The organism is Lysobacter sp. CCNWLW3 (assembly GCF_036697405.1).
Lineage (GTDB): Bacteria > Pseudomonadota > Gammaproteobacteria > Xanthomonadales > Xanthomonadaceae > Lysobacter.
In genome coordinates, this window is record NZ_JBAHWA010000001.1 from 977,185 (window position 1) to 1,002,373 (window position 25,189).

Consider the following 25,189-nt stretch of genomic DNA (forward strand, 5'->3'; position numbering starts at 1 on the left):
TCGCTCGCTGAAACACCACCGCGGGACCCTCGCTTGCATGACCATCGATATCGAGACGCTCAGCTTGCCGGAAATCGAGGCACTACTGGTCGCCGCGCAGCGGCGGAAGCGGTTGCTATCCAGTCGTCGCCCCATTGCCTTTGTACGTCGTAAATTGGTCGCAATCGCTGCCCAATACGGTTATGCGATCGAGGAGCTTTACGGCGATCAGGCGATAGCAGAAATTGCTGGAAAGAAGCGCGCCTTGCGACGAAAGGGAAACAAGGTTGCTGCCAAGTACCGTGATCCAGAGAACAAGCGAAACACCTGGTCGGGCCGTGGGCGAATGCCGCGATGGTTGACCCAGAAGACAAAGCATGGCCGGAGCATCACCGATTTCCTGATCCCCGGCCTAGCGAAGCCGACCGCACGCAAGAGCAGCTCAATAGGCCAGCGAACGCTCGTCAAGCAGAGCTAACGGGTGGCCCTTGATATCCGACCGTAAGGCGCGCGCCGGGTGACCGCGCCAAGGAAGGCGCGGGCCTATCGCCGAGTGGATGCGCCTGCACTTGAAGTCAACCGGGCGCATCAACAGCGTTTGCGTCGATCTCAAACAGAATATCAATCAGTGCGCCCGGAGCATCCTCACGGTATAACCCCATACTCCAAACCGGCACTGACACTGGGTCGTGTTGGAAACTTGGCGTAACGTCCTCGCCTGATGAGTTGAAGGCGTAGACGACTTCTTCATTAAACCAACTGCGAAACGCATGACCGTCTTTGTAGAAGAAGAGCGAACCCGGCTTAGCCTGCGCAGGTTCGGGCAAAGTGGGAAGCAAAGGGCGGCAGCGAAATGCAGGGCTTATCGCGAAAACTTGATCGTGGGCCTGAAGTACCGTCAGCTGCCCCTGCAACGCGCCGTTCATCGCCAAGGCTCGGCGGCGATTTGTGTTACCAATGTTCAGCGCGGTCAACAAGAACCACATCCCCTGCGATGTGAGCAGCTGGCCGGGCTGACACCCACTGACGGGCCCGTAAGTGAAAGCGTCGGCGGGAATCATCGTCTCGTGCCCCCAGTGTGACTGACTTAACTTTTTAGCGTTGCAAGGGTTGGATCAACATACCCCAGAGGAGTTCAGCCGCGCCCTCCTGCGACAATTTTTGATCGCGCCCCGAAAAGGAGCCCATCCCCATACTGGTCAGAAATAGAGTTTGGTCGTCGGCCTGGACGGCGAGGCTCTCATTCATGGTGTTGCTTTGATGGTCATGCCCGTGAACATACGCGATACCACCGGCGAAGCCCCCTAGGTAAATCGTAGCGCGAGCCACATCCTCGCCGCCCTTATAGATCGAGACAAAGAAACGGCTTGCGTCTACCTGGCGAAAATCGACGTCGTAGCCTGGGTTCCGCGTCGCCAACTCGGAAAGCGAGTTCTGGAAGTAGCGCGCCATGAACTCGAAGGTCTCGGCTTGGAAGCGGTCCTTATCCAACTGGGTAAAGGTCTTCGCCAAACGAAGATTACTCGACCGCGCCGCAGGCGCTGAAGGAGGAGCTGGGTACGCCGGGGCTGCGTCGGCAGCTGGCCTCGCAGGCGTCTTGACAGCGGGAGCACTGGCTTGCGTCCAGCGTGCGGCAGCCCCCCGCACGGCCTTGGCGACATGCAAAAAGGCTTCGTCAATGTTCGTCCATTGCGTCACGGCCTTCCCGTCGGGTGGACTGGCATTGAGCTTGCCGAAGGGCGCAGGGTGCCAGTCGCAAGGCCTGAGGATCACCGGGATGACGATGGCGCTGCCTGCTGCGTGCCGCTCCATGGCCCGTGCCATCTCAATGTTGTAGCAATAGTGGGACGCGATGAAGTCCGGGCTGACGAGAAGCAGGATGATCTCGTCGCTATTGATGCGCTCATCGATGGCCTCGTCGATGTTCTCGCCGGCGCCGATCCGGCGATCGTGCCAAGTCTCGATCACCCCTTGGTGCTTGAGCATGGCTAGCTGCTTTTCCAGCTGGTCCCGCAATGCTTCGTCCGCGTGCGAGTATGAGAAGAAAACGCTGGGCAAGATGCGCTCCTTGCACTATCTAAGATGCTGAACTCAGGGCTAAACCTCGCTCCGGGGTACATGTCACCGAGGACGAGCCGTTAAACTTGGCCACATCGCCCGTCGCCTTGTGTTGCCGAGCCAAATCGTTTCGCATCACTGCACCGGACAGCAGCCCGATCAGTAGTTGTTCTCATACTGATGACGTACGACATCTTCTGACACGCCGTAGTGCGCTGCCACCTTCGTCATCGACAGCTCTTCTTCATCGATCATCGCGATCACGCCCGCAGCAGGCGCCATGAATTCGGCGGCAAACGCCCGCCCCACTGCCTGTCGATCGGTGTATTTGTTGGAGACACACGATTTCTTGCTCTGGAACACCAGATAGTCACCTATCGCTCGCGCCAGGAAAAAAGCCGCATAGGGCTCCTCCCACCCACTGCGCACTAGCATCGTCGGCGCGTCCTGGGCATTGGACTGGAACGCCAAAATCTCATCCGAGCCAAACTCGTTGAGGATGAAATCGTCGGCACCGAACAGCCCCGCCAGATGGTCAATCCCCCCCATTGGCCGATCAACGCCCATCTGTAAACGGCGTCGCATCAACTTCGCGACCGCAGTGCCCTTCTGCCAAGGCTTAAAAATGGCCGCGGCGGCGATCCCTGACACCTTACTATTCATGTCCGCCAACGCGTCGGGAAGCGCTGTCAACTTATTATGACCACTCAACCTAGCAACATCTTGATCAAGCTGAGTGGTTATCGTGTCAACCTCTTCAAGATCCAGAGTGGATGCAAAATCCAACCGCGCATCCTCCTCAGGCATCCCCGCTATTAGATCGCGCACTGCTTGAGCAGCCTCGTTGCTCAGACCATAGGGTGAGAGCTGCAAGGCGCCGGCTGTGCGACAGAACTCGTGTTCCCGCGTTTGCTCATAAGAATCCGCCAAGCGGGTCAGCTTCGATAGGAAGAGCTCGTCGAATGTCGCCCCGCCTCTACCGGCCAGCTTGCCCATGGGCTCCAATACGCACTGACGCAGTTCCTGCTGAAAGGCATCCGCTCCGGCGAAATCGGACGTGATCTTGAGATCAGGTTCTGCAGTCCAACGCACGGAGCGCTCAATCCGCGCTCCTTTCGAGGCGATCAAGACCGTAAACGCACCGACCTTCTCGGAATCAAAATCTCCGACCTTGAAGGGCGCGTCCCTACGGCACCAGATCCGCCACCAATGATCGATCAGTCGATGAGCCATCTCATTGTGGGCCTCCCTACTCTGCCCGACTACGGCCTCCTTAGGGCTACGCACATTGGCCAGTAGAACGGTGTCCGCGCCGTGAGCGGCAATGACCAGGAATGGCTTCGTATCCGTGACCAGATCGACTTGATCATCGGCAACGGCCTGAGCGGCACCAGTGAGGTCCGGCACACCTATTTCGGCCGCTTTTTCTTGCCCCAATGCGGTGAGTGTGGGAACGGACGATCGGCCGTTGACCACGATGGTAATCAAGCCAGCGCGAGCCAACGCCGCCAGCGATCGACTGACATTAGGCTGCGCTCGATCCACCAACGCGGACAGCTCACCAATACTCTTCGGAGCGTAATGGGCGATGGTTGCCAACAGCAGGCGATGACCCGGCGTTCCCAGCACGGCCATCCATGCGTCAGCAGGCACCGGTTGGTGCTGTCGAGCCAACAATCGGTCGCGAAGATCACTGCCCGATATGGTCTTACTCATCACCGTCACCCTCGAATTCAAATGGCGTGCCTGTGTTGTGGCAGTGCGCTTCCACGCGATCAAAAATGTCGCTCACCAACTGATTGGGATTCTTGAACACATACGGAAAGCGCTGACCGACCTTACCCGGTAGGTGCTCGTGGTCGAATGGATCATCAGGCTGCGCGTTATCAAAGGCATGCGAGTTGTCCAAACCCAGTATGCGTTGGCCATTCTCATCGTTGAGGATCGCGCCGTAGAACAATCCATGAGGCCTACCCACGGTTGGATCACAAAAATCGACCCGGATCACGACAGACCAGCCGCAGGTCATTCTGTAGATCACCGTGCCGATCAACCAAAGTATACCCTCTCCCATATCATATATATCCTTATGCGATATACGTCAATTCCGGAAGCTATCGCCCCTGAATCTCAGTATTTCATGAGACTAGACAGCGACGATTGTCTACGCCGAAAGCCCCGCCCTCAACGCGATCCGCGTCGCCGGCACATGCCTAAACGCCCGGTCCCGGCAGGTCAGCACGATCACCTGCATCCTTTGCGATACCTCGCTGAGGATGTCGATCATCAGATCCAACCGGGCGTCGTCCGAGTAGACGAACGGATCGTCCAGGATCAGGGAGACGGGTTGGCCCTCGGCCAGCAGCAAGTCCGCGAACGCAATGCGCGTCAGCACGGCCAATTGCTCCTGGGTCCCGTGCGACAGGTCTTCGCAACCCTCACTTGCCCCCGCACGCTCCACCTCTTCCAGCTGCAGGTCCTCTGAGAACTTCAGCTCGCAGCCGGGCAACAGGCGTTCGATATAACCTTTGGCCCGCTTGGTCACCGGCCCCACGAACTTCGCAGAGGTTTCGTTGCGCGCCTCGTCCAGCGTGTCGCGCAGGAGCTTGATCGTCTCGGCTTCTTCAGTGACACGCTCCAGAGCTGCACGCGCGGCTTCAACCTCATCGCGAGCGGCCGCCTCACGCTCGGCCAATCCCTTGCCACCTTCGCTCTCGATCGTGCCACCCAGCCGCGCGATCTCCCTTTCCAACTTCGCGCGCGTATCGGACGCCGTCCGCTCCCGCGCATCGATCATCTCAATCTTTCGATTGATGACCGCCTGATCGTGCGCGATCGCGTTCTGCTTGGCCTCTTCCCAGCGAACGGAGGCTTCGGCGCGAATCGCGTGGGCCTCCGTTAGCCCCGCAGTCAGAGTGGCGAACTCTCCGCGACCTTCAATGTCTTGGATCTCCGCTGTCGCGTGGGCAAGATTGCTACGCAGCTCAGCCTCCCTCGTAGCCAGCGGCGAGTACTCCTCCTCCGCCTGACGCAGGCCCGCCATTGCGCTCTCCTGGGCGCCCTCGGCGCGAGCTACGGTGTCTTCCACCGCCCTCGCCGCTGCCCTCAACTCGTCGATGCTCGGCAGCGCGTCGTCGCTTGCATCGTCGTCCTGAGACGCAGCCGCTATGAGCGCCTTCAAAGCATCGGCTCCGGCCACTAGGTTCAACCGGTTATCCCCTGGAGTGGCAGCGTCAATGCGCGCCTGAAGGGTGCGCGTTTCGCTTATCGCCTCGCGACCGCGATCGTGGCGGGCACGGGCGGCTGCGGCATCGAGGACCCCAAGATCGCGTAGGGCCGCCTGCTGTCGCTGCGAGACCGCATTGAGCTGCTCTTGCGCGCTCGCGGCACCCGGGGGCGGCAGAACTACCACCTCGGTATCCCCCACACGAATGCGGGTCTCACGGATGATCGTCTGCTCCTCAGCCACCAGAGGCTCGTCGTCGACCAGAACGCCACCCGTTTCGCCCTCGACCCGAATACGCGTCGCGCCGGCGTCCAAAGCCGCCTGGGCCTGACCAATAGCGCGTTCGTTCTCATCCAGCTTGCCCAACGCGTCCGCGGGGATCATAGACGCGGCCACCGCCTGCGCGGCAGTGAGCTGGGCCTCCAACGCCAATAGCTCATCGTGGCGCCCACGGGCCGCCGCCAATGCGACTTTGCGCTGGACAACCTGCGCCCGCTCTTCACCCGCCCTGAGTGCTTCCCGCGCAGCACGGTGCTGGGCACGCGCGCCTTCGAGCGCGCCGCGGGCTTCCTGCGATCGCTGCCCAGCCTGCGTTAGGGCGTCCTGGAGCGCCGCACGCTGCCCCCCCACTTGGTCGAGGGCTGCCTGCGCGACGCCTTGGCTTTCCTTGGCGCGGCGATGGCGCTCGGCCAGCTCTTCCAGCGCGCGGACCTTGACATCGGCCACTTCGTGCTCGGCTTTACGGGCCGACAACATCTGCGTTGCGCTGCGAGCGATCTCCAGCGAGGCCACCAAGCCCTTTCGGGTCTGCGCATCCGTGTCATCGGCAATGTCGCGCAGCACAACCTTGAGCTTGGCCCGCTCGCCTTCGAGGTCGGAGAACGCCTGCTCCAAGCCGGCCAAGCGGGACGCGGCGTCGCTGGCCTCCTTTTCGGCCTGGTCGAGGCGACTGCGAGCGTCATTTTGCGGACCGCGCCTTTGCCCGGTCCGCGTCCAATAGCGATCGAACTGCTCGTCGACCGCCGTGCGCACCCGCTGATAAGCGGGACCACCCATGATCGAGCCGACCTCTCCCTCCAGAGTCGCGCGGATGCTGTCGCGGACGAGTTGCCCGGGCGGCGTTACGGCCAGCGCTTCGGTCTGGGCCACCCATAGTAAGCCGAGCGCTCCGTAGTTCGCGGTGTCGCCGGCGCCACGCCCATCCTTCACCGATCCGAACAGAGTATGCAGTCGTGTCTCCGCCTCATCGCTTTGCGCCCGGCCCTGCGGCCCCTCGACTTCGACCATAGCGCTCTTGAGAAAGCGCTTCGTCACCTTCCAAGGGATTCCGTCCACCTCGAAATCGGCCTCGATCAAAGGGCCGACCGCATCGCCGTGCGGCGCATACGACAGAGCACGCTGGCTTCTGGTCGAATACTTCATGAAGAACGCCGCACGCAGCGCTTCCAACAGGGTCGACTTTCCGGTCTCGTTCGGCTCGATCAGGATGTTCAACCCATCGGTCAGCCCGTCGATGACAACGGGCTTCCGGAACTTGCGGAAATTGTCGACGGCAATCCGGCGAAGACGCAGGCTCACGCGATCTCTCCCCGGCTGTATTCGACGAATAGGCGCTCTAGCGCGCGGCGGGCCAAAGCTGCATCAGGCCCGCCGGCTTCTATCCGGGCATTGAGCTTAGCCGCCGCTACACCGAGGACGCCCTCTACCGCCAAAGTGTCCAAATCCTCCCGCGTCGGGCTTACCACCAGCTCCGAGGCCCGCACCTCTAGGTCGCGCAGTCGGTGTGCGATCTCGTCCTCCAGCTTGCTGAGGATGGCCGAACGATCCCCCAGGTTCGTGATCCCGCTCAGGGATAGCTTTAGGAGGCTAGCCGACGGATCGACCGTGCCCAGCAGCGCCTCAACTTGGGCGTCGAAGTCGGCCAGATCGCTCACGATCCAGTCGCGCGTGATCCAGCGAAAGCGCCCGGTCTGAATTGGACTCACCTGAGGCGCACGCCCCGGTTCCAGATCGACTAGTAGCGCATATCCCGGTGCGTCGCGCTTGAAGCGATCGGTCTCGGGGGTGCCCGAATACCAGGTCCAAGCGTCGACCTCCAGCACGCCGTGCCAATCGCCCAACGCCAGGTAATCCAGGTTCGAGCGGCGGGCCCGATCGGGTGCGATCTGGTTACCCGCCTCTCCTTGGGACCCGAAGTCCCGAATGGATCCATGGGCTAGGCCGATCCGCAAGCGGGCGCCCGGCGTGTCCATGGCGTCGAAGGCCTCAGTGGGGTCGTCCAAGTTGAGCCGGTAGGTCAGCGGCGCCGGCAGGAGCCATGATCCGGGTTCGATTTCGTGGGGCCTGGCTTCGGACAGCACGACGATGCGATCGCTGGCGCGCTTGCGCACCCGGTCCCAGAGCCCGTCGTTGCGTACGAAGTCGTGGTTGCCCGGGAGCAGCCACCATCGGCACGGGTGGCGTTCCATGCGGGAAATCGCCTGAACGATGGTGCGATCTCCCGGACCCTCGGTGTCAAAGATGTCGCCGGCGACCAATACATGGTCGACGCCCTGGTCGGTGGCGGCCCGTCCGATCGCGTCGATGGCGTCGAAGCGCGCTTCTGTCAGTGCGGCCCGCACCTCCGGCTGAAAGCGCCCGAAGGCCTTACCGAGTTGCCAGTCGGCAGTATGAATGAACTTCATAGGGTCCCCTACCCTGGGTGAGCACCAGGCGCGTCCGTCCTGAGCAGGAGACTACCAACGCGCCGGCGGACGCGCATCCATCCTGACCACCGGACCGTTGCTGGGCAAAATAGGTCCTCGACCGGCCCTTGCGACTGCGAAAAATGCCGCTCGAACGGCGCGCCGTTCGAGCGTGCTGGTCTCTAATACGACGACCAGACCATGGTGGCGCCCTATTCCTTTCAAGCTCGCTCATTGGCCTCCGCAGTCGATGCCGCGTCGATCGCCGCATCCACGATCCGGCGGGCGATCTCGTATGTCATGGGCTCATGGCGACCGATGAAATTCGCGTGCTCTACCTGCGTGCGATCAAATTGGACCGCCATCGGCTCGGTAGAGATCACCGCACTGGGTAGCTCGTCAGCGACAAATGCGCACACCTGAAAGCCATGACAAACAGGGGGAGACACAAAGTCTCGGATCCACTTCGCCTCATCTGCTCGACGCTTTTGCACGATGTCGAGCACCCCGCCATAAGCAGGAAGAAGCTCCTCGATCAGCAGATACAAACGCTTGGCAATCTCATCTGGACGCCTGCTGAAAAGTGTTTGTCGATGCGCATGGGTAAATTTAACAGAGATCAGCAACCCGACTACCCTATCCCTCTAGCCCAAAGACCGCCAGATCTTTGAGGCGACCAAAAAGACGGAATTGGAGGGTGTAGACTGTGGTTCGTCCCGCTGCATCCTCCTCTTCTACTTTCAACTAAACGGACCAGAGATGGTCCGTTTTTTATTGTTGCGCGCACACTCCTGAAAAGCGGCGGCAAAAGCAGCATGCAGCGCTAGAGCAATGCAGTTGCTACGAAGGGCGCGCTTTGCAGCATCATGCGCTCAACGCGGATAAGTTCCTCTGAAAGCCGCGCTCCATCCACTCTAGCGTAACGACCTGTCACATCCCTCAGATCGTGATGGTTAAGCAGCCGCTTGACCACGGCATAGGAGGTCATCTCCTCCGCTACTGTGGCAAAGGTGCGCCGCAGATCATGGGTCCGCAACTCCTCGATCTCACCTGCCTTCTTGAGCCCCTGAAGGATCGCCTTGCTATCGAGGTAATGACCTTGGGCCGCCTTGCTGCTGCGAGCCGGAAAGACCCAAGGCGTCTTGCCTTCCCGAGACGCTTCTTCCCGAAGCTCCAGGATCCGCCGGGCTGCCGGTGCCAGCGGCAGAGTGTGGGTCGTCCCATTCTTTGTGTCGAAGAAGGACACCCAGCCGGCTTCCAGGTCCGCCCAGGAGCAGATGCTGGCCTCCTCCTTGGTAATCCGGTGGCGCCAGCGCAGGGGCGCGGCCTCGCCCCGCCGGGTGCCCCACAGCAGGGTGAGCAGCAGGTAATCACAGGCTGTCCGGTAATTGGGCACCTTCCGCTTGGTCCACAGCGCCTCCAGGAAGCGCCCCAGAGAGCCATCTCGCAGTTGCAGTGGGTTCCGGACACCGGCAGCCTCGTAGTGCTCCTCCAACTGCTTGCGCGTGCGGTAGCGCCCCTCGTCGCGCAAGACATGGAGGGGGTTGATCTGGAGCGAGGGCGGCCGACCGGCATTGGCCGCGACGCGCCGTTCGCGCGTCATGCAGTAGTCGGTCGCCCTGCTGACCCAGCGGAACGTAAGTTCCGCCGTAGTCACGGTCGGGCTGTCGTAGGCTTCTGAGCTCGTCCTGGCGCGCTTCGTGCCGGCCACAAGAGTCCGCTTACCGCGGGCGAGCGTATCGAAGGCTTCCAGGATCCGCCTTTCGGTAGCTAAATCCCCAATCGTCCGGTCGTCCAACGCAATCTCGGCCCGTCCCAGCGCTTTATGGCTTGTTCCAGGCCCCGCAGACTGCTGTCCTTGGCCGGCTTGGCACGCTCGACCAGGTGCCTGCGATACATGGCCACGCACTGAGCCACCGTCATGGCGGCGCCCCGCATATCCTCTTGTGCAACCTCGCGGGCCTCGGCCGGCGTCCGCCCCGTAGCCCGCATCGCCTCCAGGGCGGCCCGGGCATTTTCCCGGGCCTTGGCCAGCGTCAGGTCCCGGCAGTTGCCGATCGTGGCTTTCATGACCCGCTTGCCCACCCGACGCTGCAGGACATAGCTCATATTGGTCCGGTTGACGGCCACCCCGAAGCCCACGGGGGCGTCCCGGTGACTGTCAAAGATCACATAGCGCTTCTGCTCCGTATTCGGGGCAAAATTAACGATCTTGCCCGTGGCACCGATGACGGGGATGCGCGTGAACGACAGCTGTTCCTTGACCATGGCGGGCGTGAGCGCCACCTTCCTGGACGGCCTACCTTCCATGTGTAGCTCCAAGATCCGTCTTGCTGGCTGGACGTTAGCGCAGCGCGGCACACTGGCGCTACAACTCGGTGTGTTCACTTGCCCTCACCTGTCCAAGCTTGTCCATACTCCGCTGAGCCGAGAAGCCATAAACCCTTGAATCAAATGCATAAAACTCAGAAGCCCAGCGTAGGAAAGAGTTCCGAAGAGCACACGCCGCTGATGCGGCAGTTCTTCGCCGCCAAGGCCGAGCACCCGGACGTGCTGCTGTTCTTCCGCATGGGCGACTTCTACGAGCTGTTCTACGACGACGCCCGCAAGGCGGCGCGGCTGCTCGACATCACCCTGACCCAGCGGGGCAACTCGGCCGGCCAGCCGATCCCGATGGCGGGCGTGCCCCACCATGCCGCCGAAGGTTATCTGGCGCGTCTGGTCGCGCTGGGCGAATCGGTCGCGATCTGCGAACAGATCGGCGACCCGGCCCTGGCCAAGGGCATCGTCGAACGCAAGGTCGTACGCATCGTCACCCCGGGCACGGTCACCGACGAGGCCCTGCTGCACGAACGCCGCGATACCCTGCTGCTGACCATCGCGCGCGGCAAGCACGGCTATGGCGTGGCCTGGGCCGATCTGGCCGGCGGCCGTTTCCTGGTCAACGAGGTCGCCAGCGAGGACGCGCTCGAAGCCGAGCTCGCGCGCCTGGAGCCGGCCGAAACCCTGATCGCCGACGAGGACGGCTGGGCGCCGTTCGTGTCCGAGCGCAGCGGCCTGCGCCGGCGCGCGCCGTGGCTGTTCGACGTCGACAGCGGCCGCCGCCAGTTGCTGCGTTTCTTCGGCCTGCACGACCTCAGCGGTTTCGGCCTCGAAGACCGTCCGCTGGCGATCGCCGCGGCCGCGGCGCTGCTGGGCTACGTCGAGGAAACCCAGAAGCAGCGCCTGCCGCACCTGACCTCGATCGCGGTCGAATCCGGCGACGGCGCGATCGCGATGAACGCGGCCACCCGCCGCCATCTCGAACTCGACAGCCGCGTCGACGGCGACAGCCGCACCACCCTGCTGGGCGTGCTCGACAGCACGGTCACGCCGATGGGCGGGCGTTTGCTGCGGCGTTGGCTGCATCGTCCGCTGCGCGACCGCCCCACCCTGCGCCTGCGCCACCAGGCGGTGGCGACCCTGATCGACTCGCGCGCCGGCGACGGCGTGCGCGAGCGCTTCCGCGCGCTCGGCGATCTGGAACGCATCCTCTCGCGCATCGCCCTGCGCAGCGCGCGCCCGCGCGACTTGTCGACCCTGCGCGACGGCCTGTGCCTGCTGCCCGACGTGCGCGCCCTGCTGGCGCCGCTGGACGCGCCGCTGCTGAGCGAGCTGGCGGCCGAGCTGGGCGAGCACGCCGAGCATGCGCAGTTGCTGAGCCAGGCGATCGTGCCGCAGCCGCCGGTGCTGGCGCGCGACGGCGGCGTGTTCGCGACCGGCTTCGATGCCGAACTCGACGAGCTGCGCACGCTGTCGACCAACGCCGACCAGTTCCTGGTCGACCTGGAGGCGCGCGAACGCGTCGCCAGCGGCATTCCCACCCTCAAGGTCGGCTACAACCGCGTCCACGGCTATTACCTCGAGGTCAGCAAAGCCCAGGCCGAGAAGGCCCCGACCCACTACACCCGTCGCCAGACCCTGAGCAACGCCGAGCGCTACATCACCGAGGAACTCAAGCAGTTCGAGGACAAGGTGCTGTCGGCGCGCGAACGTTCGCTCAGCCGCGAACGCCTGCTCTACGAACAGCTGCTGGACGCGCTCAACGAACGCCTGGCGCCGCTCAAGCGCTGCGCCGCGGCGCTGGCCGAACTGGACGTGCTGTGCGGCTTCGCCGAGCGCGCGCAGGCCCTGGACTGGTCGCCGCCGGAACTGCGCGACGAGCCCGGCCTGCGCATCGAACGCGGCCGCCATCCGGTGGTGGAGGCGGTGCGCAGCGAACCCTTCGAGCCCAACGACCTGATCCTGGACGAGGCCAACGGCCGCCGCATGCTGGTCATCACCGGCCCCAACATGGGCGGCAAGTCGACCTACATGCGCCAGAACGCGCTGATCGTGCTACTGGCCCACATCGGCAGTTTCGTGCCGGCCGCGCGCGCGCTGCTGGGCCCGATCGACCGCATCCTGACCCGCATCGGCGCCGGCGACGACCTCGCGCGCGGGCAGTCGACCTTCATGGTCGAGATGAGCGAGACCAGCTACATCCTCCACCACGCCAGCGACCAGTCGCTGGTGCTGATGGACGAGATCGGCCGCGGCACCTCGACCTACGACGGCCTGGCCCTGGCCGAGGCCTGCGCGCGCCATCTGGCCCAGCACAACCGCGCCTATACCCTGTTCGCCACCCACTACTTCGAACTCACCGCCCTGGCCGAACCCGGCAGCGGCATCGCCAACGTGCACCTGGACGCGGTCGAACATCGCGATCAAAGCGGCAGCGAGCAACTGGTGTTCATGCACGCGGTCAAGGACGGCCCCGCCGACCGCAGCTTCGGCTTGCAGGTCGCCGCGCTGGCCGGCCTGCCCAAGTCGGTGGTCAAGCAGGCGCGCGGGCGCCTGATCGAACTGGAACAGCAGGGCCGCGACACGCCGACGCCGTCCTTCGCCCAGGCCGCGCTCGACCAGCCGCAGCAGTTCGGCCTGTTCGCGCCCTCCTCGGCGGCATTGGACGCGCTGGCCGCGGTGGACCCGGACGAACTGACGCCGAAGCAGGCGCTGGAAGCGCTGTACCGGATCAAGGCGCTGACCTGACGCCCCGCACACGCCTGCGGCGCGGAAGCGCGCAGGCGACCGGCTAGACTTGCTGCCGGAACGGACACCGGAGCGATCGTGGAGACCCTGCTATTCGTGGCCGGCTTGGTGGCCGGATTGATCCTGGCGCGACTGTATCGCCCCGCCGCCGCACAGGCGGCGCCGGCCGCCGACGCAGCGAGCGATGCCGAAGCGGCCGACCAGGCCGCCACGCTCCCGCCGCCCGACGCCGCGCCGGAAGGCGCGCAGGAAACGCCGGCCGACCGGCTCGCGCGCCTGGTGCGCGAGGTCATGGCCCACGACGACCGCATCCAGCGGCCGCAGGACCTGATGGCGCAGGCCGAGTTCCAGCAGGGCACCGACCTGCTCGCCGGCCCGGACTTCGACGCCGCCGAACTGCTGCGCCAGGTGCCGGGCAACGGCTACGTGCTGCAGTCGATGGCGATACGCGCCGCCTCGCGCCGCGACGACGTCGCGATCGAACCGCTGCTGGAACAGGCCGGGCAGCTCGGCGCGTATCCGCTGTACTTCCTGGTCGAGGCGCTGCGCGCGCGACCCGATGCGGCCGCGCGCCTGCTCACGCTCATGCGTTACGCCCAGCCCTGGTGGTGGGAGTTCGTGCCGCTGCGCCAACAACTGCGCGACTACTTGCAAGCGGCCGAAGGCGTCGCCGCCCCGCCGGCGGTCCTGCCGGCGCTGGACGAGCTCGACGAGGACGCCGTCATCCAATTGCGCGATACCCTCAAGCGCTTCCAGTCGCCGCTGCTGGCGCCATTGCAGGAGCAGGCCGAGCTGGCCGTGGGCGCGCGCCGCGAGAACCGCGTGCTGGGCAGCTTCGGGCGCGTCAACCCGGCGCTGAAGGCGCGCACGCGCATCGTCCACGACGAGCTGGCCGCGCAACTGCAGCGGTTGCACGAACTCTACGCCGGCGACGAGGCCGCCTCGGTGCTGGTGTCGGGCGAACACGGGGTCGGCAAGAGCGTGCTGATCGACTTGCTCACCCAACGCCTGCGCGACGAGGGCTGGCTGGTGTTCGAGGCTTCGGCCGCGGAGGTGCTGGCCGGCCAAAGCTATATCGGCGAACTGGAAGAGCGCATGCGCGAGATGCTGGCGGTGCTCAACCGCAAGCGCGCGCTATGGCGGGTGCCGGAGTTCGTCGACCTGCTGGCCAAGGGCGCGCATTCGCGCGATCCGCGCGGCCTGCTGGATCTGGTGTTGCCGGCGATCGAACGCGGCGAGCTGCGCCTGATCGGCGAAGTCACGCCACGCCAGCTGGCGCAATTGCTGATCGCGCGGCCGGTGATCAAGCACCACTTCCAGATCCTGGGCCTGGCGCCGCTGGACCCGGCCGCGATGGACCCGGTCGCGCAGAGCTGGGCGCAGGCCGAACGCGAGCGCCACGGGCGCGAGGTCGCCGACGCGCGCACCCTCACCGAGGCCGCGCGCATGGCCGCGCAGTATTTCCCCGAGCAGCAGGAGCCCGGCCGCCTGCTACGCCTGCTCGACGACGCCATGCAGGCCGCCACCACGGCCGATCCGCCGACCCTGCCGCTGGACGCCGAGCAGGTGCTGGTCACGATCGCGCGCCGCAGCGGCCTGCCGCTGGACGTGATCGACGACCGTCAAAGCCTGGACCTGGAGCGCCTGCGCGCGTTCTTCCGCACCCGCGTGATCGGCCAGGACGAGGCGGTCGACGCCCTGCTCGACCGCATCGCCATGCTCAAGGCCGGGCTCAGCGACAACGGCCGCCCGATCGGCGTGTTCCTGTTCGCCGGCCCCACCGGCACCGGCAAGACCGAACTGGCCAAGGCGCTGAGCGAGCTGCTGTTCGGCAGCGACGAGCGCCTGCTGCGCCTGGACATGAGCGAGTTCCAATCCGAGGACGCGGCCTGGCGCCTGACCGCGGACGAGGACGCCAACGGCGGCGTGCGCTCGCTGACCGCGCGCATCCGCGAGCAGCCGTTCTCGGTGGTGCTGCTGGACGAGTTCGAGAAGTCGCATCCCAAGGTGTGGGACCTGTTCCTGCAGGTGTTCGACGACGCCCGCCTCAGCGACCGCAGCGGCAACACCGTCGACTTCCGCCACAGCATCATCATCCTGACCAGCAACATCGGCTCGACCATCTCGCGCAACGCCGGGCCGGGCTTCACCTCGGCGCGCGGCGGCTATTCGCGGCTCGCGGTCGAGAAGGCCCTGTTCGACACCTTCCGGCGCGAGTTCATCAACCGCATCGACCGGGTGGTGCTGTTCAATCCGCTCGATCGCAACCTCATGCGCGAGATCCTGCGCAAGGAGCTGGACCGCGTGCTGACCCGGCGCGGCCTGCGCAATCGCGACTGGGCGGTGGAATGGGAACCGTCCGCGATCGAGTTCCTGCTCGACAAGGGCTTCACCCCGGACCTGGGCGCGCGCCCCTTGCGGCGCGCGATCGAGCACTACCTGCTGGCCCCGTTGGCGCGCAGCATCGTCGAACATCGCGCGCCGCAGGGCGATCAGTTCCTGTTCGTGCGCAGCGCCGGCGACAAGCTCGAGGTCGAGTTCATCGATCCCGAGCCGGCGCTCGCGGCACCGGCTGCGCACGGCGGCGACGCCGGGCCGGCGCACGACGGCGGCGACCTGCGCGACCTGGTGTACGCGCCGGCCACCGACGCCGACGCGGTCGCGCGCCTGGACGCGCGGCTGGCGGCCTTGGAGGAGATCGTGCTGGGCCCGGCCTGGCGCGGCGAGCGCGAGGCCGACTACGCGCGCATGGCCGCGGCCGAGTTCTGGAACTCGCCCGATCGCCACGGCGTGCTCGACCGGATCGAGCGCCGCGACCGCATCGAAAGCGCGCTGGACACCGCCCTGCGCATGCACCAGCGCCTCAGCCGCGATGGCGGCAACGCCAGCTTCGCCCGGTCGCTGGCGCAGCTGCTGTTCCTGCTGGGGCTGGCGGTGGACGCCTTGCGCGCGCAACGGCCGCAGGACGCGCTGATCGAGATCGACCTCAGCGAATCGGCGCAGCAGCGCCTGGGCGAGGACCTGCGCCTGTGGTGGCAGCGCGTCGTGCGCATGTACCGGGCCTGGGCGCAACGCCGCAACATGCGCGTGCAGGTGCTGCGCGAGGACCCGGAGCGCTGCAGCGCCTGGCTGGCGGTGAGCGGCTTCGGCGCCTTCGACCTGCTGGAGAGCGAATCCGGCCTGCACGTCTACGAGGACAAGGTCGACGACAACACCCTGCGCCTGTCGGTGCTGGTGCAGGTCGCGCCGGACCTGCCGGGCCGCGCGCGCCAGTCGCAGGGCGCGCCCGAGGGCGAGCGGCGCATCTGCCGGCGCTATCGTCAGGCGCCCTCGCCGCTGGTGCGCGACAGCGTGCGCGGCTGGCGCAGCGGCCGCCTGGACCGGGTCCTGGACGGCGAGTTCGACGTGATCCAGGGCGGCTGAGCCGCCCTTCGAGCCGGCGGCGCCGCGCCGTCGGCCCTTGCCGCATCGCGCTATCGCGGTCACGACGCCGGCGCCGCCGAAAGCCGATCATCGCCAGGACGCCGGCGGTCGCGGCCGCCCTTTCGATAGCTCCATCCTATCGAATACGTCGAAAGTATCGATTTCCCATGCGTATCCGGCCGACATATCGTCCATGGGCGCCTGCGGCTTTTCCCCTCCCCCCATGAAGGCGAGCGAATGATCGAACCGCCGACACATCCGTAAGCGAAGTTCGAACGGAGCCATCGACGACTCCGTTCGCGCATCGGCATCCGCGCTTCCATCCCACCCAATCGTTGCGTCCGCACCGTCAACAGCGAAGAGGCAGTCACCCATGTCAAACGAAGCGAAATGCCCGTTCAATCACACCGCTGGCGGCGGTACGTCGAACCGCGATTGGTGGCCGCATCAGGTCAACCTCAAGGTCCTGCACCAGCAAACCCCGCTGTCCGATCCCATGGATCCGGACTTCGATTACGCCAAGGCGTTCAAGAGCCTGGACCTGCAGGCGCTCAAGCGCGACCTGACCGCGCTGATGACCGATTCGCAGGAATGGTGGCCGGCCGACTTCGGCCATTACGGCCCCTTGTTCATCCGCATGGCCTGGCATAGCGCGGGCACCTATCGCATCGCCGACGGCCGCGGCGGCGCCGGCGCCGGTCAACAGCGCTTCGCCCCGCTCAACAGCTGGCCGGACAACGGCAACCTCGACAAGGCCCGCCGCCTGCTGTGGCCGATCAAACAAAAGTACGGCAACAAGATTTCCTGGGCCGATCTGATGATCCTGACCGGCAACGTCGCGCTGGAATCGATGGGCTTCAAGACCTTCGGTTTCGCCGGCGGACGCGCCGACGTGTGGGAGCCCGAAGAGGTCTACTGGGGCAGCGAAACCACTTGGCTGGGCGACCAGCGCTACAGCGGCGACCGCAACCTGGAGAATCCGCTCGGCGCCGTGCAGATGGGCCTGATCTACGTCAATCCGCAGGGTCCCAACGGCAACCCGGATCCGATCGCGGCGGCGCGCGACATCCGCGACACCTTCGCGCGCATGGCGATGGACGACGAAGAGACCGTCGCCCTGATCGCCGGCGGCCACACCTTCGGCAAGACCCACGGCGCCGGCCCCGAATCGCACGTCGGACGCGAGCCCGAAGGCGGCGACATCGAGCAGCAGGGCCTGGGCTGGGCCAGCAGCTACAACAGCGGCATCGCCGGCGACGCGATCACCAGCGGCCTGGACGTGACCTGGACCAGCAAGCCGACGCAGTGGAGCAACGAGTTCTTCGCCAACCTGTTCGGTTTCGAATGGGAACTGAGCAAGAGCCCGGCCGGCGCGCACCAATGGGTGGCGAAGGACGGCGCGGGCGCGGGCACCATCCCGGACGCGTTCGATCCGAACAAGCGCCGCCCGCCGACCATGCTGACCACCGATCTGTCGCTGCGTTTCGACCCGGTCTACGAAAAGATCTCGCGCCGATTCTTCGAGAACCCCGATCAGTTCGCCGACGCCTTCGCCCGCGCCTGGTTCAAGCTGACCCATCGCGACATGGGCCCGCGTGCGCGCTACCTCGGTCCGGAAGTGCCGGCCGAAGCGCTGATCTGGCAGGATCCGGTGCCGGCCGTCGACCATCCGCTGATCGACGATCGGGACGCGGCCGCGCTCAAGGCCAAGATCCTCGCCAGCGGCCTGCCGATCTCGCAACTGGTCTCCACCGCCTGGGCCTCGGCCTCCAGCTTCCGCGGCTCCGACAAGCGCGGCGGCGCCAACGGTGCGCGCATCCGCCTGGCGCCGCAGAAGGACTGGGAAGCCAATCAGCCCGCGCAGCTGGCCAAAGTGCTGCAGACGCTGGAAGGCATCCAGCGCGACTTCAACGCGGCTCAGTCCGGCGGCAAGCAGGTCTCGCTGGCCGATCTGATCGTGCTGGCCGGTTGCGCCGGCGTCGAGCAGGCGGCGAAGAACGCCGGCCATCCGGTCGAGGTGCCGTTCAAGGCCGGCCGTACCGACGCCAGCCAGGCCCAGACCGACGTGGATTCCTTCGCCGTGCTCGAGCCGATCGCCGACGGTTTCCGCAACTACCTCAAGGGCAAGGTCAACGTGTCCAGCGAGGCGCTGCTGGTCGACAAGGCGCAATTGCTGACCCTGACCGCGCCCGAGATGACGGCGCTGATCGGCGGCCTGCGCGTGCTCGACACCAACGTCGGCCAGACCCGGCACGGCGTGTTCACCAAACGCACCGACACGCTGAGCAACGATTTCTTCGTCAACCTGCTCGACATGGCCACGCATTGGAAGGCGATCTCCGACGCCAAGGACGTGTTCGAAGGACGCGACCGCAAGAGCGGCGAGCTCAAGTGGACGGCGACCCGCGCCGATCTGATCTTCGGCTCGCACTCCCAGTTGCGCGCCCTGGCCGAGGTCTATGCGAGTTCCGACGCGCAGGAGAAGTTCGTCCACGACTTCGTCGCGGCCTGGACCAAGGTGATGAACCTCGACCGCTTCGACCTCGCCTAACAGCGAAGGCCGCGCCGCCCTTCCGGCGGCGCGGCGACCGCCCGGCCGGTCCGGACCGTGCGTGGAGCTCAGTCTTCTCCGCGCGCGGATTCCGGCACCGGCGCAACCCTGCAATCCCTGCGCACCTCACTGGCCCGGCGAGCGATCGCCGGGTCTTTTTATGCGCTCAGTCCGGGCGCTCGTCGGCGCCCAGGGCCAGCGCCGCCGCCAGCACCGACAAGGGCAGCTGCGCTGCTTCGGGCTCCTCGTCTTCCAGGTGCCAGGCCGCCGACAGGCCTTGCTGCGCCGCGATCCAGCGCAGCAGCCGCGCCGGCGCCAGGCCGCTGGCCTCGGCGACCACCTGCAGGCGGCGCTCCAGGCGCCGCGGCAGCTCGCGCCCCAACTGCAGCGGGTCCCCGAACAGGGTGGCGTGGTCGTAGCCGCGATCGCCGATCACGCGCTTGGGATCGATCGCCAGCCAGCCGCGCTGCGGGCCGAAATCCAGCACGTTCTCGTGGTGCAGATCGCCGTGCAGCGCGACCGGATCGGCCGTGGCCCGCAGCAGGCCCTCGGCGATCCGCCACGAACGCGCGTAGAGGCCGCCATGCGCGCGCGCGGCCTGCGCCAGGGATTCGAAATACAGCGACAGCGGCTGCAGGCCGTCGGGCGGCGCGTCGGTGCGCGCGTGCAGGCGGCGCGCGACCGCGCACAGGATGCGGCAGGCCTGATCGTCGCGGCCGTCCGCGGCCATCGCCAGCAAGGAATCGCTGCCGGTCGCGCGCTCGATCAGCAACGCCGGCCCCTCGCTGGCGAGCACGCGCGCGGCGCCGTCGCCGTCCCACCAACGCATCAGCACGCCGCCCCAGCGTTCTTCGGCGTCGTAGGCCAGCTTGAGCATGGCCGGCGCGCCCGCATGCAGGACCGGCTGCAAGGCGCCGGACGGCGTGTCGAAGGCGGCGCCGTCCGCGCGCAGGGCCCAGCGTTGCCGCCAGGGCCGCAGGGCGCGCTCCGGATCGGGGCGGAGCGTGTCGACGGGCGAAACTGCGTGAGATTCGGTCATCGGGCGCGATCGTCCTGCTTGGGTAGAGAGAGATACGGCGGCTTTGGCCGGGAGACGACCTTTCCGGCGAATCCTGAGCCTTGCGACGGCGCGGCCGCCATGCCGGATCCGGCGGATCGCGCTTGCGGGCCCGCCACGCATCGGGGGCCTCGCCAAGACTATGCGCATCGTTCCTGTGCCGCGTTCGCACGACCGGCTCTTGGGCGCACGGCGATGCCGGGCCGGCGGCGTCGCCGCCGTCACCACGCCCGAACGAAACGGCGCTAGGATCGGTGTCCAATTGCCAAAAGGACGCGCCCCCATGAGCTTGACCGACGACCTCCTCCGCCAACTCCAGGGCCAGCCGCTGGAGCAGATGAGCAGCCAGCTCGGGCTGTCGCAGTCGCAGACCGCGGGCGCGGTGTCGGCGGCGCTGCCGCTGCTGCTGGGCGCGCTCGGCCGCAACGCCAGCCAGCCGCAGGGCGCGCAGGCGCTGTTCGGCGCGCTCCAGCGCGACCACGCCGGTGCGGGCGCGGGTGCCGGCGGCCTGGACATCGGCAGCGTGCTGGGCGCGGTGCTCGGCGGCGGCGCCAGCCGTCAGACCGACGGCGCCGGCATCCTCGGCCATATCTTCGGCGACCGCCAGGAAACCGCGGCCCAGGGCCTGGGCCAGGCCACCGGCCTGGGCGGCAGCCAGGCCAATACCCTGCTCAAGATCCTCGCCCCGATCGTGCTCTCGTATCTGGCCCAGCGCATGTTCTCCGGCGGCGGCCAGGCCGCGGCCTCGCCGCAGGCCCTGGGCGACGTGCTCGGCCAGGAGCGTCAGCGCATCCAGCAGGACAGCGGTGCCGGCGGCCTGCTCGGCTCGGTGCTGGATCAGGACGGCGATGGCCAACTCGGTCTGGGCGATCTGCTCAAGATCGGCGGCGGCCTGCTGGGCGGCGGCAATCGCTGAGCCTTCGCCTTTCCGAAAGGGATGAAGCCGTGGCCGCGTTTCGACGCGGCCGCGGTCGTTTTGGGGCTCGCCGGAATCGGGTCGCGGCTCGCGCCGCTCCTACAGGCGGGACCTAGTCGGGATCGGATCCGCACCCGCCTCCGCATACCGTTCTGGATCGGGTGGCGGCTCACGCCGCTCCTGCAGGGTGGCCTGGTCGGAATCGGATCCGCGCCCGCCTCCGCGGACCGTTCTGGATCGGGTCGCGGCTTGCGCCGCTGCTACCCCAAGGCCTCGCTGTCGCTTGTTGTAGGAGCGGCGCGAGCCGCGACCGCGCTGCGCGGCGTCTGCGGTGGCTGGGATAGAAGCGTTTCGTTCGCGGCGTATCGGAGAGCGATGGGAGCGGCGAGATACAGATCGCGGCTTACACCGCTCTCACAAGGATCAGGTGGTCGTGTGCGGGCCGAGTAGCCGCAAAAAACCGCGTTGCCGCTGTCTGTGGGAGCGGCGTAAGCCGCGATCGCGCTGTCTCGGACACGGTGCCGCTCGCGGCGCTCGCGCCGCTGTAGCCGCTGACTCCTCACGGCGCCTGATGCGCTCGTTCGCAGCCGCTACAGAGCGTCGATATCGCCCAGCGCGCGGATCAACCGCCGGGCGCGCTTGTCGGGCTTGGTTTCGGGCGCCTGGTAGCCGTTGCGTTCCGCCACGCGCATCGCGCGCGCGGCTTCGCGCGCGGCGCGCGAGGCTTCGGTTTCGGCGTACAGGGTCTGGGCCACGCTGGCCGGGCCGCGGGTATCGCTGAGCGCAAGCACGATCACTTCGTAGCGCTCCTCTCCCCGCACGATGCGCAACGCGTCGCCGATGCGCACCGCGCGCGCGGCCTTGGCGCGTTGGCCGCCGATATCGACCTTGCCGGTCTCCGCCGCGCTGCGGGCCAGGCTGCGAGTCTTGTAGAAGCGCGCCGCCCACAGCCACAGGTCCAGGCGCACGCTGGGCGACGCGCTGGCGGCGTCGGCGGAAATCGGGTTTGCGGTGGTTGCTTTCATCGGCACTCGGGTGTTCGGCGCTCGCTCGCGCAGGCGCTGGATACGGGACCGTCGCGCCGCAACGCCAACGGTAGGACCGCGATGGCGGAATCGCAAGCCAGCGCGGTGTCCGGCGAAGCATCCGCCGCGGTCAGATCTCTTCCAGCGCCAGCGTGAACACGCCGGCCTCGCCCTGGTCGTAGGCTGCGCGCCAGATCCGATAGCCCTCCAGATCCTCGTCGGCGACCGGCATCGAGCCGATCACGCGCGGCGTGGCTTCGACCACGCGGCTGTCGACGATGGGGAAGTGGCCGAGCAGCGGCAAGCCCTTGAGTTCGGCGACGTCGTCGACGTGCTCGGCAAGCACTTCATCGTCGGCTAGCACGTCGAATTTGCGCAGCGACAGCGCCGCGCCGCCGCTAGGCATGGCGTCGATACGCTGCACCCAGAAGAAGCCCCACGCGCCATCGCTGCGCTGGTAGGTGCAGATATCGCCTACGGACAAGGCTGGGGACATGCGTGCGCTCCTGCTGCGCGTGATCTTCCACGGCGTCGGCGACGCCGTACGAAGAAATCTAGCGCATGGCGCGCGCCGGGCAAAGCCGCGCGCGGCGTCCCGCGTTGCGACGGTCGCGGGCGCGGGCGATGGCGACGAACGCATGGCAACGAACGCATGCCACCACCCCCGCAAACGAAAACGGCCGCCTCGCGGCGGCCGTTCCTTGCGCTGCGCGCAAAGCGCGCGACGCGGAATTACTCGGCGGCGTTCTTGGCGCGCGCGTAGGCGGCCAGGTCTTCCTTGATGCGCGCCTTCTTGCCTTCCAGGCCACGCAGGTAGTACAGCTTGCCCGAGCGGACCTTACCGCGGCGCTTGACGTCGACCGAGTCGATCACGGCGCTGTGGGTCTGGAACACGCGCTCGACGCCGAAGCCGTGCGAGATCTTGCGCACCGTGAACGAGGAGTTCAGGCCGGCGTTCTTCTTCGCGATGACCACGCCTTCGTAGGCCTGGACGCGCTCGCGATTGCCTTCCTTGACCTTCACGTTGACGACGATGGTGTCGCCGGGGCCGAAGTCCGGCAGCTGGCGCTGGACCTGTTCGGCTTCGAAATTCTGCAGCAGGGTATTGAGCGAGGGCTTGTTCATGGCACGGCCTGTTGGATTAGTTGTTGCGCGAGTGCACGTGGACCCGCGTCATGGCATGGATGGAGCAATGAAGCCGTGCATTATAACGGCCTTTTTCGTTGCGTGACTAGGGCTTAGCCGTTTCGGGCGGGGCCGTGGGGCCCGGGCCGGCGGGCTCGCCCGGGGCCGACGCCGCCCCGGCCTCGGCCGCGGCGGCCTTTTCGGCCCGATAAGCGGCCAACAGGCTGCGATCGTCCTTGGACAGGCCGGCTTCGTCCAGCAAATCGGGGCGCCGCTCGGCGGTCCGGCCCAGCGCCTGCTGGCGCCGCCAACGCGCGATCCGGGCGTGGTTGCCGGACATCAGCACCTCCGGCACCGGGCCCAGCTCGTGCTCGACCGGGCGGGTGTAGTGCGGGCAGTCCAGCAGGCCGTCGTCCTCGAAACTGTCCTGGACCGCCGATTCGGCGTCGTTGAGCACGCCCTCGCGCAGGCGCGCGACCGCGTCCACCACCACCGCCGCGGCCAGCTCGCCGCCGGACAGCACGTAGTCGCCGATCGACAGCTCCTCGTCGACCTCGGCCCGGATCAGGCGCTCGTCCACGCCCTCGTAGCGCCCGCAGAGCAGGATCAGGCGCTCGCTGGCGGCCAGCTCGCGGACCTTGGCCTGGGTCAGGCGCGCGCCCTGCGGGCTGAGGTAGATCACCCGCGCCGGCGTCGGATCGGCCGCGCGCGCTGCGCGCAGGCTGGCGCGCAGCGGGTCGATCAGCATCACCATGCCGGGGCCGCCGCCGAAGGGGCGGTCGTCGACCCGGCGGTAATTGCCCTCGGCGTAATCGCGCGGATTCCAACCCTGCAGCGACAGCAAGCCACGCTCGGCCGCGCGCCCGACCACGCCGAAGGCCGCGCACTGGGCGACGAACTCGGGGAACAGGCTGACGACGTCGATACGCATGGGGCGGAAGTGAGCGCAGAGGAGTGAGGAGAGAGCGTAAAGGCTACGCCGAACCAGGACGTTCAACGCAACGGATCGGAGCGATAAGCAAAGAGGCTGGAAGCATTTATTCGCTCCTCACTCCTCTGCGCTCACTCCTAGAACTCGGGATCCCAGTCCACCGTGACCACGCCGGCCTCGAAATCCACCGAGGTCACGTATTGCGGAATCACGAACGGAATCATGCGCTCGCGCTCGTCGTCGCGCGCGACCAGCACGTCGTTGGCGCCGGTGGCGAACAGGTGCGAGACCGTGCCCAGGGACACGCCGTCGACGGTGACCACGCGCAGGCCTTCCAGGTCGACCCAGTAGTACTCGCCCTCGCTGGGCGGCGGCAGCGCCGAACGCGGGACATAGATTTCGCTGCCGCGCAGGGCCTCGACGGCATCGCGGTCGGCGACGTCGGGGAAGCTGGCGACCAGATATTTGCCGCTTTCGCGGCCACGCACGCCCGATAGCTCGCGCTCGCGCCCTTGCGGGTCGCGCACGATCCAGGGTTGGTAGCGGAAGATGGCGCTGCGAGGCTCGGTCCAGGACTCGAGCTTGACCTCGCCGCGCACACCGAAGGCGCTCAACACCCTGCCCAACAGGATGCGGCGCCCGGTATCGGTCATCTGCGATGCGGCCGTGAGGCGGTCGCCGCGCGCGTGAGGCGCGCGGCGAAACGGCTTAGGCGGCCGGAGCGGCCTTGCCGGCCTGCTTGTAGAGGCTGGCGACCTTTTCGGTCAGCTGAGCGCCCTTGCTCACCCAATGCTCGACGCGAGCGAGGTCGAGCTCGACGCGCTTCTCATTGCCGGTGGCGACCGGGTTGTAGAAACCGACGCGCTCGATGTTGCGGCCGTCGCGGGCGCTGCGGCTGTCGGTGACGATGATGTGGTAGAACGGACGCTTCTTGGCGCCGCCACGAGTCAGGCGAATCTTGACCATCTTTACAGTTCCTGTGTTGCCCAGTCGCCGGATTGGCGAGGTAAGCCGGAAATTGTAGCGGATCCGTGGGCTTAGGCAAACTCTGCCCCCTCTCAGCCGGCGAATTCGGCCCCTGGGCGGCCTTGGCCTGCCCGTTCGGCCGCTTTCGGGCCGGTTTGGCCGTCTCCGGCAGCCCGGG

General features: G+C 66.6%; 21 protein-coding genes. 5 read left to right on the forward strand and 16 right to left on the reverse strand.

Annotated elements, in window-relative coordinates:
* The first annotated feature begins 37 nt into the window (after positions 1-37).
* Positions 38-457, forward strand: a complete 420-nt coding sequence (locus tag V1318_RS04345) for an H-NS histone family protein (RefSeq protein WP_332937981.1) — start codon at positions 38-40, stop codon at positions 455-457.
* A 97-nt stretch (positions 458-554) separates the two neighbouring features.
* On the opposite strand, the gene V1318_RS04350 is transcribed toward V1318_RS04345, so the two are convergent.
* From V1318_RS04350 to V1318_RS04390, 9 genes are all read right to left on the reverse strand, one after another.
* A complete protein-coding gene (locus tag V1318_RS04350; RefSeq protein ID WP_332937983.1) occupies positions 555-953 on the reverse strand; it encodes a hypothetical protein in 399 nt (132 codons plus the stop codon).
* Positions 954-1,074: 121 nt separating this feature from the next.
* Positions 1,075-2,037, reverse strand: a complete 963-nt coding sequence (locus V1318_RS04355; RefSeq protein ID WP_332937985.1) for a toll/interleukin-1 receptor domain-containing protein — start codon at positions 2,035-2,037, stop codon at positions 1,075-1,077.
* Between the two features lie 159 nt (positions 2,038-2,196).
* On the reverse strand, positions 2,197-3,753 hold the full coding sequence (locus V1318_RS04360; protein ID WP_332937988.1) for a hypothetical protein: 1,557 nt from the start codon (positions 3,751-3,753) through the stop codon (positions 2,197-2,199).
* The gene (locus V1318_RS04365) at positions 3,746-4,111 is read right to left on the reverse strand and encodes a hypothetical protein (RefSeq protein ID WP_332937990.1); all 366 of its coding nucleotides are present in this window, start codon (positions 4,109-4,111) and stop codon (positions 3,746-3,748) included. Before V1318_RS04365 ends, V1318_RS04360 begins: the two co-directional genes overlap by 8 nt.
* Positions 4,112-4,201: 90 nt before the next feature.
* Positions 4,202-6,841, reverse strand: a complete 2,640-nt coding sequence (locus tag V1318_RS04370) for an AAA family ATPase (RefSeq protein WP_332937993.1) — start codon at positions 6,839-6,841, stop codon at positions 4,202-4,204.
* Positions 6,838-7,947 (reverse strand): DNA repair exonuclease, encoded by a 1,110-nt coding sequence (locus tag V1318_RS04375; RefSeq protein ID WP_332937995.1) that lies wholly within the window; start codon positions 7,945-7,947, stop codon positions 6,838-6,840. The genes V1318_RS04370 and V1318_RS04375 overlap by 4 nt, the downstream gene beginning before the upstream one ends.
* A 221-nt stretch (positions 7,948-8,168) precedes the next feature.
* A complete protein-coding gene (locus V1318_RS04380; protein WP_332937997.1) occupies positions 8,169-8,573 on the reverse strand; it encodes a hypothetical protein in 405 nt (134 codons plus the stop codon).
* A 197-nt stretch (positions 8,574-8,770) separates the two neighbouring features.
* Positions 8,771-9,745: a tyrosine-type recombinase/integrase gene (locus V1318_RS04385; RefSeq protein ID WP_332937999.1), complete on the reverse strand. Its 975-nt coding sequence runs from the start codon at positions 9,743-9,745 to the stop codon at positions 8,771-8,773.
* Entirely contained in the window at positions 9,718-10,215 is a 498-nt protein-coding gene (locus V1318_RS04390; RefSeq protein WP_332938001.1) for an integrase arm-type DNA-binding domain-containing protein, read from the reverse strand. Before V1318_RS04390 ends, V1318_RS04385 begins: the two co-directional genes overlap by 28 nt.
* Positions 10,216-10,401: 186 nt before the next feature.
* Here V1318_RS04390 and mutS point away from each other — a divergent pair, with 186 nt between their 5' ends.
* The 3 genes from mutS (at position 10,402) to katG (ending at position 18,991) form a co-directional block, all read left to right on the forward strand.
* Positions 10,402-13,017: a DNA mismatch repair protein MutS gene (gene mutS, locus V1318_RS04395; RefSeq protein WP_332938003.1), complete on the forward strand. Its 2,616-nt coding sequence runs from the start codon at positions 10,402-10,404 to the stop codon at positions 13,015-13,017.
* A gap of 78 nt (positions 13,018-13,095) precedes the next feature.
* A complete protein-coding gene (locus V1318_RS04400) occupies positions 13,096-16,440 on the forward strand; it encodes an AAA family ATPase (RefSeq protein ID WP_332938005.1) in 3,345 nt (1,114 codons plus the stop codon).
* Between the two features lie 373 nt (positions 16,441-16,813).
* The gene (katG, locus tag V1318_RS04405) at positions 16,814-18,991 is read left to right on the forward strand and encodes a catalase/peroxidase HPI (protein ID WP_332938007.1); all 2,178 of its coding nucleotides are present in this window, start codon (positions 16,814-16,816) and stop codon (positions 18,989-18,991) included.
* A 166-nt stretch (positions 18,992-19,157) separates the two neighbouring features.
* Here katG and V1318_RS04410 read toward each other — a convergent pair whose 3' ends face one another.
* Positions 19,158-20,030, reverse strand: coding sequence for an aminoglycoside phosphotransferase family protein (locus V1318_RS04410; RefSeq protein ID WP_332938009.1), 873 nt, complete (start codon positions 20,028-20,030; stop codon positions 19,158-19,160).
* Between the two features lie 301 nt (positions 20,031-20,331).
* Here V1318_RS04410 and V1318_RS04415 point away from each other — a divergent pair, with 301 nt between their 5' ends.
* Positions 20,332-20,964 carry a DUF937 domain-containing protein gene (locus V1318_RS04415; RefSeq protein WP_332938011.1) on the forward strand — a complete coding sequence of 211 codons (633 nt, stop codon included), beginning with the start codon at positions 20,332-20,334 and terminating at the stop codon, positions 20,962-20,964.
* A gap of 590 nt (positions 20,965-21,554) precedes the next feature.
* Here the strand turns inward: V1318_RS04415 and V1318_RS04420 are convergent.
* The 6 genes from V1318_RS04420 to rpsP all read right to left on the reverse strand — a co-directional run bounded on the left by V1318_RS04420 (position 21,555) and on the right by rpsP (position 25,011).
* The gene (locus V1318_RS04420; protein WP_332938015.1) at positions 21,555-21,989 is read right to left on the reverse strand and encodes an RNA-binding S4 domain-containing protein; all 435 of its coding nucleotides are present in this window, start codon (positions 21,987-21,989) and stop codon (positions 21,555-21,557) included.
* Between the two features lie 130 nt (positions 21,990-22,119).
* The gene (locus V1318_RS04425) at positions 22,120-22,485 is read right to left on the reverse strand and encodes a hypothetical protein (protein ID WP_332938016.1); all 366 of its coding nucleotides are present in this window, start codon (positions 22,483-22,485) and stop codon (positions 22,120-22,122) included.
* Between the two features lie 236 nt (positions 22,486-22,721).
* Positions 22,722-23,114, reverse strand: a complete 393-nt coding sequence (gene rplS / locus V1318_RS04430) for a 50S ribosomal protein L19 (RefSeq protein ID WP_332938018.1) — start codon at positions 23,112-23,114, stop codon at positions 22,722-22,724.
* A 106-nt stretch (positions 23,115-23,220) separates the two neighbouring features.
* Positions 23,221-24,045: a tRNA (guanosine(37)-N1)-methyltransferase TrmD gene (gene trmD / locus V1318_RS04435; RefSeq protein WP_332938020.1), complete on the reverse strand. Its 825-nt coding sequence runs from the start codon at positions 24,043-24,045 to the stop codon at positions 23,221-23,223.
* A 137-nt stretch (positions 24,046-24,182) separates the two neighbouring features.
* Entirely contained in the window at positions 24,183-24,698 is a 516-nt protein-coding gene (gene rimM, locus V1318_RS04440; RefSeq protein WP_332938022.1) for a ribosome maturation factor RimM, read from the reverse strand.
* 55 nt (positions 24,699-24,753) lie between these two features.
* The gene (rpsP, locus tag V1318_RS04445) at positions 24,754-25,011 is read right to left on the reverse strand and encodes a 30S ribosomal protein S16 (protein WP_332938024.1); all 258 of its coding nucleotides are present in this window, start codon (positions 25,009-25,011) and stop codon (positions 24,754-24,756) included.
* Between the last annotated feature and the right edge of the window lie 178 nt (positions 25,012-25,189).

Coding starts and splice junctions, on each gene's coding strand:
- V1318_RS04345 (WP_332937981.1), top strand. CDS start 38: ATGACCATCGATATCGAGACGCTCAGCTTGCCGGAAATCGAGGCACTA.
- V1318_RS04360 (WP_332937988.1), bottom strand. CDS start 3,753: ATGAGTAAGACCATATCGGGCAGTGATCTTCGCGACCGATTGTTGGCT.
- V1318_RS04365 (WP_332937990.1), bottom strand. CDS start 4,111: ATGGGAGAGGGTATACTTTGGTTGATCGGCACGGTGATCTACAGAATG.
- V1318_RS04375 (WP_332937995.1), bottom strand. CDS start 7,947: ATGAAGTTCATTCATACTGCCGACTGGCAACTCGGTAAGGCCTTCGGG.
- V1318_RS04390 (WP_332938001.1), bottom strand. CDS start 10,215: ATGGTCAAGGAACAGCTGTCGTTCACGCGCATCCCCGTCATCGGTGCC.
- mutS (WP_332938003.1), top strand. CDS start 10,402: ATGCATAAAACTCAGAAGCCCAGCGTAGGAAAGAGTTCCGAAGAGCAC.
- katG (WP_332938007.1), top strand. CDS start 16,814: ATGTCAAACGAAGCGAAATGCCCGTTCAATCACACCGCTGGCGGCGGT.
- V1318_RS04410 (WP_332938009.1), bottom strand. CDS start 20,030: ATGACCGAATCTCACGCAGTTTCGCCCGTCGACACGCTCCGCCCCGAT.
- V1318_RS04415 (WP_332938011.1), top strand. CDS start 20,332: ATGAGCTTGACCGACGACCTCCTCCGCCAACTCCAGGGCCAGCCGCTG.
- V1318_RS04420 (WP_332938015.1), bottom strand. CDS start 21,989: ATGAAAGCAACCACCGCAAACCCGATTTCCGCCGACGCCGCCAGCGCG.
- V1318_RS04425 (WP_332938016.1), bottom strand. CDS start 22,485: ATGTCCCCAGCCTTGTCCGTAGGCGATATCTGCACCTACCAGCGCAGC.
- rplS (WP_332938018.1), bottom strand. CDS start 23,114: ATGAACAAGCCCTCGCTCAATACCCTGCTGCAGAATTTCGAAGCCGAA.
- trmD (WP_332938020.1), bottom strand. CDS start 24,045: ATGCGTATCGACGTCGTCAGCCTGTTCCCCGAGTTCGTCGCCCAGTGC.
- rimM (WP_332938022.1), bottom strand. CDS start 24,698: ATGACCGATACCGGGCGCCGCATCCTGTTGGGCAGGGTGTTGAGCGCC.
- rpsP (WP_332938024.1), bottom strand. CDS start 25,011: ATGGTCAAGATTCGCCTGACTCGTGGCGGCGCCAAGAAGCGTCCGTTC.